The organism is Pseudomonas sp. GW821-FHT03C07 (genome assembly GCF_059420925.1).
Genome location: NZ_JBWKUQ010000038.1, coordinates 1 through 7,969 on the forward strand (window position 1 = coordinate 1; position 7,969 = coordinate 7,969).

The 7,969-nt window shown below is 55.4% G+C and carries 7 protein-coding genes and 1 pseudogene; 6 read left to right on the plus strand and 2 right to left on the minus strand.

The genetic code is table 11. From position 1 onward, the window contains the following. Positions 1–81 precede the first annotated feature (81 nt). Positions 82–1,020: a LysR family transcriptional regulator gene (locus tag AC07VG_RS33310; protein ID WP_495022554.1), complete on the minus strand. Its 939-nt coding sequence runs from the start codon at positions 1,018–1,020 to the stop codon at positions 82–84. A 183-nt stretch (positions 1,021–1,203) separates the two neighbouring features. Between AC07VG_RS33310 and AC07VG_RS33315 the strand changes: the two genes are divergently transcribed. Then, a complete protein-coding gene (locus AC07VG_RS33315) occupies positions 1,204–2,079 on the plus strand; it encodes a LysR family transcriptional regulator (protein ID WP_495022555.1) in 876 nt (291 codons plus the stop codon). Here AC07VG_RS33315 and AC07VG_RS33320 read toward each other — a convergent pair. Further along, on the minus strand, positions 2,042–3,403 hold the full coding sequence (locus AC07VG_RS33320; RefSeq protein WP_495022556.1) for an MFS transporter: 1,362 nt from the start codon (positions 3,401–3,403) through the stop codon (positions 2,042–2,044). The genes AC07VG_RS33315 and AC07VG_RS33320 overlap by 38 nt on opposite strands. Positions 3,404–3,511: 108 nt before the next feature. Here AC07VG_RS33320 and AC07VG_RS33325 point away from each other — a divergent pair, with 108 nt between their 5' ends. The 5 genes and pseudogenes from AC07VG_RS33325 to AC07VG_RS33345 form a co-directional block, all read left to right on the plus strand. Further along, positions 3,512–4,408, plus strand: coding sequence for a LysR family transcriptional regulator (locus AC07VG_RS33325; RefSeq protein WP_495022557.1), 897 nt, complete (start codon positions 3,512–3,514; stop codon positions 4,406–4,408). A gap of 246 nt (positions 4,409–4,654) precedes the next feature. Further along, a complete protein-coding gene (locus AC07VG_RS33330) occupies positions 4,655–5,425 on the plus strand; it encodes an SDR family NAD(P)-dependent oxidoreductase (protein ID WP_495022558.1) in 771 nt (256 codons plus the stop codon). A 188-nt stretch (positions 5,426–5,613) separates the two neighbouring features. Further along, complete coding sequence (locus AC07VG_RS33335) at positions 5,614–6,561, plus strand: SphA family protein (protein ID WP_495022560.1); 948 nt, start codon at positions 5,614–5,616, stop codon at positions 6,559–6,561. Positions 6,562–6,732: 171 nt separating this feature from the next. Next, the gene (locus tag AC07VG_RS33340) at positions 6,733–7,677 is read left to right on the plus strand and encodes an alpha/beta fold hydrolase (protein ID WP_495022559.1); all 945 of its coding nucleotides are present in this window, start codon (positions 6,733–6,735) and stop codon (positions 7,675–7,677) included. 89 nt (positions 7,678–7,766) lie between these two features. Beyond that, positions 7,767–7,969, plus strand: a pseudogene (locus AC07VG_RS33345) (pirin family protein); the annotation flags it as partial.

A 7,969-nucleotide genomic window follows, 5' to 3' on the forward strand; every position in this document is an offset into this window, starting at 1 on the left:
CGAGAGAATTTAGGCGTTTGGCAGCGGCATCAATTTAACGGGGAATTGGTGTCCGGTCTGGTAGGGGCAAGTCCACCTTCATCAAACGACCCTCTCAACGGTGATGCTTCGCTCCTGGATGCTTTGGGGTAAATGGAGGCTCAGGTAGTCGATCAGGCTGCGAACGGAGGGCAACATCCCCTTTGGTTTGGGGTAGAGCAGATGGATGATATGCGTTGCACCGGTCCAGGAGGGGATGACGACTTCCAGAGCCTTCGCGCGCACAGAGGCTGCAGCTATGGGCTCTGGCAACAAGGCGACGCCCAACCCATTAACAGCGGCCTCCAACTGCATACGTAGATCATCGCAGATGAGACGTGGCTGATGGCTGACCAGCCGCTCTTCACCTGATGAACTGCGCAGGAACCAGCGACCGACACCATCATGGATGTCACCAGGACGAGAAAGTGTCTCGACTTCTGAAATGGCCTTGATCGTGGCAGGCCGGCCGACACGATCGAGAAACCGGGGGCTTGCTACCAGTATCTGCTGGGTTGCCCCTAATTCCTTTGCGACCAACCCGGCCGTTTCTTCAATCCGGGCACGCGATCGCAAAGCCACGTCGAAGCGCTCTTCAAAAAGGTCGACCTCCCGGTCTACTGCATTCAACTCAAGCCGTACCTTCGGATGTTTTTCCATGTAGCCAGGTAGCAGGGGGGCTAAATAACTTTGCGCCATGACCTGAGGACAGCTCAGCCGTACCAACCCGACGGGTTCACGTCGAAGATGCTCCACACTTTCATAGGCGGTATGCGCACCCTCGACAACGGGTTGGCTGAGCGTAAAGAAATGATGGCCAGCTTCGGTCAGTGAAACCTGGCGCGTTGTGCGATGTAACAGTCTGGCCCCCATTCGCAATTCCAGATCCGCGACATGACGACTGAGCAACGTTTTTTCAATGCCCGTTGCCCGTGCAGCTGCCGAGAACCCTCCATGTTTGACCACCAGCACGAAGTAATAAAGGTCATTAAGGTCTTTCATGCAGTTGACGCTCTCCTGCGAGGGGCACCGCTGATCAACCGTCAACGGAACCTGGCGCTGTACTGATTGAGTTCGAGGCGTGTGGAATGGCTTCGAAGGCTGATGTAGTTATCATTGATCAAACTGTATACGGGATAAACCAGCTATAATTGAAATGACTAATCCACCAGTGGAGCAATCAATATGGAACTTCTGAACGACATGGCGTTGTTCGTCGAGGTCGTCAAAGCCCACAGTTTTCGCAGGGCCGCAGAAGCGATGGCGATGCCCAACTCGACCTTGTCGCGACGCATCAGCGGGCTTGAAAAGGCCATTGGCTTGAGGCTATTGCACCGCACCACGCGCAAGATCGAATTGACCGAAGCAGGGCAGTTGTACTTTGACCGATGCAAGCGAATCGTTGACGAAGCGAGGTTGGCACACGAACAGCTGGGCGAAATGCTTGCGCATCCAAGTGGTCTTTTGCGTGCATCACTGCCTGTGGACTTCGCCAATATTTACTTGGCGCCGCTCATCGCCGAGTTCGCCCGACGGTATCCTGGCATCAGCTTTGAATTCGACCTCACACCGCGCCAGGTCGACCTGGTAAGCGAACCCGTCGATGTAGTCATCCGCATGGGCGAACCGGCAGACTCAAATCTGATTGCGCGAAAACTCGCGATCCTCTCTCGTCGCTTGTACGCCTCGCCTCGTTATCTGGAACTCAATGGAGCGCCCAGCAACCCGTCTGAGCTGGTGCACCACGAATGCCTGCGATTGCGAAAGGCTGGCAAGTGGCAGCTCTCCCATTCTGGTGAAGTGGTTGAAGTCGAGGTAGGTGGACGGTTTCAACTCAATAGCGTCGGGATGCTTCGGCGCTTGGCGACACTGGATCTGGGGATCGCCCTGCTGCCAGAAGGCATTGCCGCGGACGATCTGCGCACTGGCTTGCTGCAGCCGGTTCTGCCCCAATGGCACGCCAATCCGATCCCGGTGTATGCCCTCACTGAAACCCGTCTTTTGCCCGCAAAAACACAACGCTTCATTGAGTTTCTGCGTGAGCACCTTGAGCACGCTTGACTGTCTGATTCCGGCCAGTGCTGAGCCAATAAAGGCCACCTATGGCTGTCGCGCCGATCAGCACGGGAAGCGCCAGCCAATGGAAGAAAACCGGTGATGTGCCTGTTATGGAAATAAACCAGGCACCCAGCATCGAGCCGACAATCGAACCGCAACGGCCGACGGCCATTGCCCAACTCACCCCGGTTGCGCGGGCAGCGGTGGGGTACAAGGTGGCGGATACCAGGTTGAGTCCATTTTGAGCGCCGGCCACACCGAAACCGATGAGAAATACCATGATGGCCAGATGGTAGGGATTACTCATCAGGTAGCCCGTGACCGCAATGACTACAGCCGTCCCTGAGTAAGAGAGCGCCAGCACGGGGTAAGGTCCGACGCGATCCATCAGCAGGGCCATGAGAATGGCACCGATGGTACCGCCCAGTGGCACCATGGCGCCAATGCGCGAAGCGTAAGCGATATCGTAGCCGACCTCTTTGAGCAGGGTAGGCAGCCAGCTGGTCAGCAGGTAGAACACAAAGAGCGAGCAGAAGAAAGTCACCCACAGCAGCAGTGTTCGGACCAATCGGCCGTCGATGAACAGGTGCGAGATTGGCGACCTGACCTGAGCCGATCGCTCATCATCAAGGATCGTTACACCGCTCCAGCACTTCCGGGTAATGCGTTCGACCACCCGGCGCAAGGCGTCGGTGTGCTTGGCCGAGGACGCCATGAACCGAACCGACTCAGGCATTAGCCAAGCCAACAATGGCAGTACCGCCAGCGGCATGACGCCACCGAGCACCAGCACAGAACGCCAACCGAATGCAGGAATCATGTGTGCCGCGAGCATGCCACCCAAGGCAAGGCCAGCTGTGAAGCCACTCCAGCTCAAGGTCACCATGATCATGCGCCGGCGGGCAGGGGAATACTCGGCGCTCAAGGCGATGCAAGCCGGCATCGCACCACCTAGGCCGATGCCGGTGATGAAGCGCAGAACCGTAAGCGACTCGATCGAATGGGTATAGGCGCTGGCCAGGGTGGCGAGACCAAACACCAACACTGAAATCAGTAAAACGCTTTTGCGCCCGATGGCATCGGCGACCGGGCCCAGGATCAGGCTGCCAACCATCAAGCCGAACAGTCCAGTCCCGAAAACCGCCGACAACTGGGCAGGCAACACCCCCCATTCCTCGCGCAGTGACGGGGCGATGTAACCAATGGCTGCGGTATCGAAACCATCCATCAGGACGATGAGGAAGCACAGGGCAAGGATAATGATCTGGTACGGCGAGATCTTTGCGTTGTCGATGATCTCGCCAATTCGGGCGTTGTCAGGGTTCATGCGGCTACCTTCCGTTTTTATTTTTTTATGTGGACGGGATCGTCGCCAAGCGCTTTAAATAAAGGAAGCCAATTCTAATTATTCCAACTATCTGGTTTCGTTATACCCATGCGCACCGACCTTAATCTGCTTCGTGTCCTGCTAGCCGTTTATGAAACTGGCAATGTCACTGCGGCGGCGAAGCAGCTAGGCATCAGCCAACCCGCAACCAGTGCTGCACTGGCCCGCCTGCGCCACTCATTGGGAGACCCTCTGTTCATTCGTTCGGGCAACCTGATGGAGGCGACGCCGCGGGCGCAAGGCATCATTGAGCGCACCCGCGAAGTGATCGAGATCATCGACCGGGACATCCTCAGCGGCCCGACCTTCGACCCTGCTACGAGCGAGCAGGAGTTCGTCTTTTGCCTGAGCGAAGTGGGTGAAGTGGTCTTTCTACCTGCGCTATTTCAGAGCCTGCGCAGCGCGGCGCCGCATACGCGCATACGAACCGTCAGCCTGGCACCCGATGAGCTTGTGGAGAACCTGCATGAAGGCCGGGTCGATGCAGTGCTCGGCTATTTTCCAGACCTCACAACCCCCAACATCTATCAGCAGCGGTTGTTCTCTCATGACCTGGTCTGTCTGATCCGCCTCGATCACCCTCTGGCAGGGGAACGTCTGTCCCTGGAAGATTTCAGCAGGCTGGAGCATCTGCAGGTACGTGATGGCAGCCGTCGCCAGGAAATGTTCGAAGCTCACTTGGCCAAGGCAGGCATCCACCGCAACATCGTGCTGCAGACGTCTCACTACATGAGTGTGCCATCGATTATCGAACGCTCCGATTTGATCGTGGTGTTGCCACGGACCGTTGCCAACATGTACACGCATAATCTGAATGTGCGAATGGTCGAGCCTCCCTTGGACATCCCACGCTACGACCTCAAGCAGTACTGGCATGCGCGTTTTCACGAGGCCCCCAGAAGCGTCTGGCTGCGGCGCTTGATCATGTCAGTGTTCAATGGGTGACGTACCTGGAAAACCGGTGTGGTTAGATCCGGAATAAAACCGCCTCTTGAATTTCTGCCCTTGCCTGTCATCTCCCTTATAGACCCTTTCACCATGATTGTTGCTTGAGAGCAACAGTCCTTGGTGATTTTCGTGCCTAGTCAATAAGTAGTGGTCTACCTACAGTTCGCCCAACTCATTAACCGCCACGACTGATCGGGTGTGTTACTGCAAGCTGTTCTTATAAAAACAAGCAGGAGAAATGGGATGCTTAAGAGCAATCGTCTGCAGGGTAAAGTTTGCATTATTACAGGTACGGGCGGATCCATGGGGCGAGCCTCGGCATTAATGTTCGCGCAACAAGGTGCCAAAGTAGTGGGGTGTGACATCTATCATGAGGCGGCTCAAGAGGCAGTAGATGCAGTGAAGTTTATAGGTGGGGATATGGTTTCCCTGAACAATTGCGATTTGACGGACCCTGCCAACTGCGCACGCTTGGTGGAGTTGGCTGTTTCGGAATTCGGACGCGTCGATGTGTTATTCAATAATGCGGCGATGGCTTACTTTGGTTGGATCGATCAGATATCAGACGATGACTGGCATCGAACTATCAATCAGGAACTGAATCTGGTTTTCCATCTCGTGCGTGCAGCCTGGCCGGAGTTAATCAAGTCTCCGGGCGCTTCCATAATTAACACGGCTTCGGTTTCGGCGTGGTCGACCTACCGTATGCTCCCTGGAATCGCGCATAGCGCGGCCAAAGGGGCAGTGCTTTCCATGACTCGCCAACTGGCGTTGGAAGGCCGGGTCCATGGCTTGCGCGCCAACAGCATTTCCCCGGGGTTGATTGAGTCCAATCAAACAATCCCCTTGCTGCAGGATCCCGAGTGGGCTGAAACGATGGTAGGCAAGGTGATGCTGGGACGTTTGGGTAAGCCCGAAGAAGTCGCGGCCACCGCTTTGTTCCTGGCTTCTGATGAAAGCTCTTTCATCACGGGGACTGATATTCGGGTCGATGGTGGTACCACTGCCTGGTAACTCTACCTGACACGATACCTAACTATTCAATTGGGCCTGCCTGAAACAAGGTGGGTTCTATTGTCTTGCAAACAATAAATACCCCTAAGAGACAGGCTCTATTGTTGTCGTGAGGCGTTACATCGGTTGTTCTGTTTGTTCGCATGAATCTTCGTAATCAAAATAATAATCCATACGAGATCATCCTTATGTTGCGCGTAAAAACCTTGCTGCTCAGCAAAAGTTCTCCCTTGCTTTGCACGGCCGCCATGCTGCTGACCTGCGCCCAAACTCACGCTACGGAAAATAATGGAACCGCTTACCCGCTCGGTCTTGATACCGTATTGGCTGGGCGAATGCCGCCATCAGGGTTAACAACCTTTTTTTACAGCTCCGCTTACGAGTCTAATGAACTAAAGGGATCTGATGGACACAGCATGGCCGGGATTGAAGACTTCAAACTCAGTTATCAGTCACTCGCAGTATGTCTGGACTACGTCTATTCCGACTTCACCTTATGGGGAGCGACGCTAGCCAGTCGTGCAGCCTTACCCTACATAAAAGGGCAGGTGAGTTTTTATACAGAAACACCCCAAGGGCGCGTTCGGAACAGTGGCAAGGATGAAGGCTTCGCCGATTTGGCGTTTACACCGCTGTTTCTCGGTTGGAATTCGCCACGCTTTCATCAGATGTTGGGCGTTGATTTATACGCACCCACGGCATCGTATGCCAAGGATCGGCTCTTTAATGTGGGAACCAATGTGTGGTCCTACTCGCCGTGGTACTCCTTCACGGCGAACCCTATAGATGAGGTGGAGATAAGCGCCAAGATTCTCTACATGATCAACGACAATAATCGTGCGACGGATTACAGGTCGGGGCGCGAGCTTAACGCTGACTACCATCTTGGCTACAGTTTGAACAAGAATTGGCAGATTGGTGTAAGTGGATATTTGTACAAGCAGGTGAGCGATGATGAAAGTCACGGTGAGTCGGTGGGGGAGGACGGCAATCGAGGTCAAATCGTTGCTTATGGCCCTGTTGTGAAATATCAAACTCCTGAGTTTGGCGTACTGATGAAGTGGCAGCATGAAACGCTTGTCGAAAACAGGGCTCGCGGCGAACGGCTCTGGCTCCAGGCGGTCATGCGATTTTAAGCCTGGTCTATAGGTTTCATCTGCTGAGCAGGGGCGCCAGTCATAGCCCTTGCATACCCTTCCACCGTGATTAGTGCGTGAGCACAACAGTCCTTGGTGATTTTATCGTCTAGTCGATACCTGGCGTCTCATTTATGTTCTGGTTATTAGATAACTCAGGCGGGCTTTGGGATGCTGCAAAAGGAACACTTCAAAACGCTAACCGGCTTCGGCTCCGTGCACGGCGTACCAAGGCTGCCAACGGGTTTTACTGACGTCTTCGAAAGCTATGAGATCGCTGCTAACGGCGTGAAACTGCACGCCGTCATTGGCGGGCAGGGCAAGCCGCTGTTACTGCTGGGGGGGTGGCCACAAAACTGGTTTGCGTGGCGTTACCTGATGCTGCCGCTGGCTCGCACGTTCACTGTGATCGCCGTCGATCCGCGGGGCGTCGGGCTCTCGGAAAAAGCCCAGGAGGGTTATGACTCACGAACCCTGGCCCAGGACATGTTTGGGTTGATGGACGCCTTGGGGCATGAGTCCTTCGCCATGGCCGGCCACGACATCGGCATGTGGACCGGTTATGCCATGGCACACGATCAACCCGAGCGGATCGAGCGCATTGCGTTGGGCGAGGCGCTTATTCCAGGCGTATCGGCTTCTCCGCCATTGCTGCCTGACCACCGCTGGCTCAGTGATTTTCTCTGGCATTTCAACTTCAATCGGGCGCTTGGCATTAATGAGCAACTGGTCAGTGGTCGCGAAGAGCTCTACTTCGGTCACCAATTCGCGACCAAGGCAGGCTCGCCAGAGGCGGTGCCTCGTCACGCGGTTGACTTCTACGTCGAACAACTCAAGCGCGATCCGCAAGCCCTGCGGGCCAGCTTCGACTATTACCGAGCAATTGATCAGTCGATTCCACAGAACCAAGAGCGCAAAGCAACTCGCCTGACCTTGCCGGTGCTGGCGTTTTCGGGTGCGCTTGCCTGTGGCGACAGCGTCGAGGCGGAGTTGCGCACGGTCGCTTCCCATGTCGAATCCGTGGTCATTCCGGATTGCGGTCACTATCCGGCGGAGGAGCGTCCCGAAGCATTGTTGGCCGCGTTAGAGACGTTTTTCGCGCCTTATGCAAGATAACCCTATTGTCGTCCGGCGCGAGAGGGTGAAGCCACACCCATCTCACTATCGCGCATTGAACGATACCACCAGTACCAGAGGCTTTCGCCATGTCTGCCGTTATCGCCCAGCTTAGTCGCGCCAACCTGGGCGGCCATTTCCACGGTTACGGTCTGCGCACCGATCCAGAGTTGATTTCCCCCTTCATCGGGGTTGACCACTACTGGATGAGCGCGCCGACCTTTGCGCCCCATCAGCATGCTGGTATTTCGGCGGTGTCCTATCTGCTGCCCGATTCCGAGACGGGTATGGC

What these genes read in the sequence shown, in the direction of transcription:
- AC07VG_RS33310 (WP_495022554.1), bottom strand. Translation starts at nt 1,020, where the DNA reads ATGAAAGACCTTAATGACCTTTATTACTTCGTGCTGGTGGTCAAACAT.
- AC07VG_RS33315 (WP_495022555.1), top strand. Translation starts at nt 1,204, where the DNA reads ATGGAACTTCTGAACGACATGGCGTTGTTCGTCGAGGTCGTCAAAGCC.
- AC07VG_RS33320 (WP_495022556.1), bottom strand. Translation starts at nt 3,403, where the DNA reads ATGAACCCTGACAACGCCCGAATTGGCGAGATCATCGACAACGCAAAG.
- AC07VG_RS33325 (WP_495022557.1), top strand. Translation starts at nt 3,512, where the DNA reads ATGCGCACCGACCTTAATCTGCTTCGTGTCCTGCTAGCCGTTTATGAA.
- AC07VG_RS33330 (WP_495022558.1), top strand. Translation starts at nt 4,655, where the DNA reads ATGCTTAAGAGCAATCGTCTGCAGGGTAAAGTTTGCATTATTACAGGT.
- AC07VG_RS33335 (WP_495022560.1), top strand. Translation starts at nt 5,614, where the DNA reads ATGTTGCGCGTAAAAACCTTGCTGCTCAGCAAAAGTTCTCCCTTGCTT.
- AC07VG_RS33340 (WP_495022559.1), top strand. Translation starts at nt 6,733, where the DNA reads ATGCTGCAAAAGGAACACTTCAAAACGCTAACCGGCTTCGGCTCCGTG.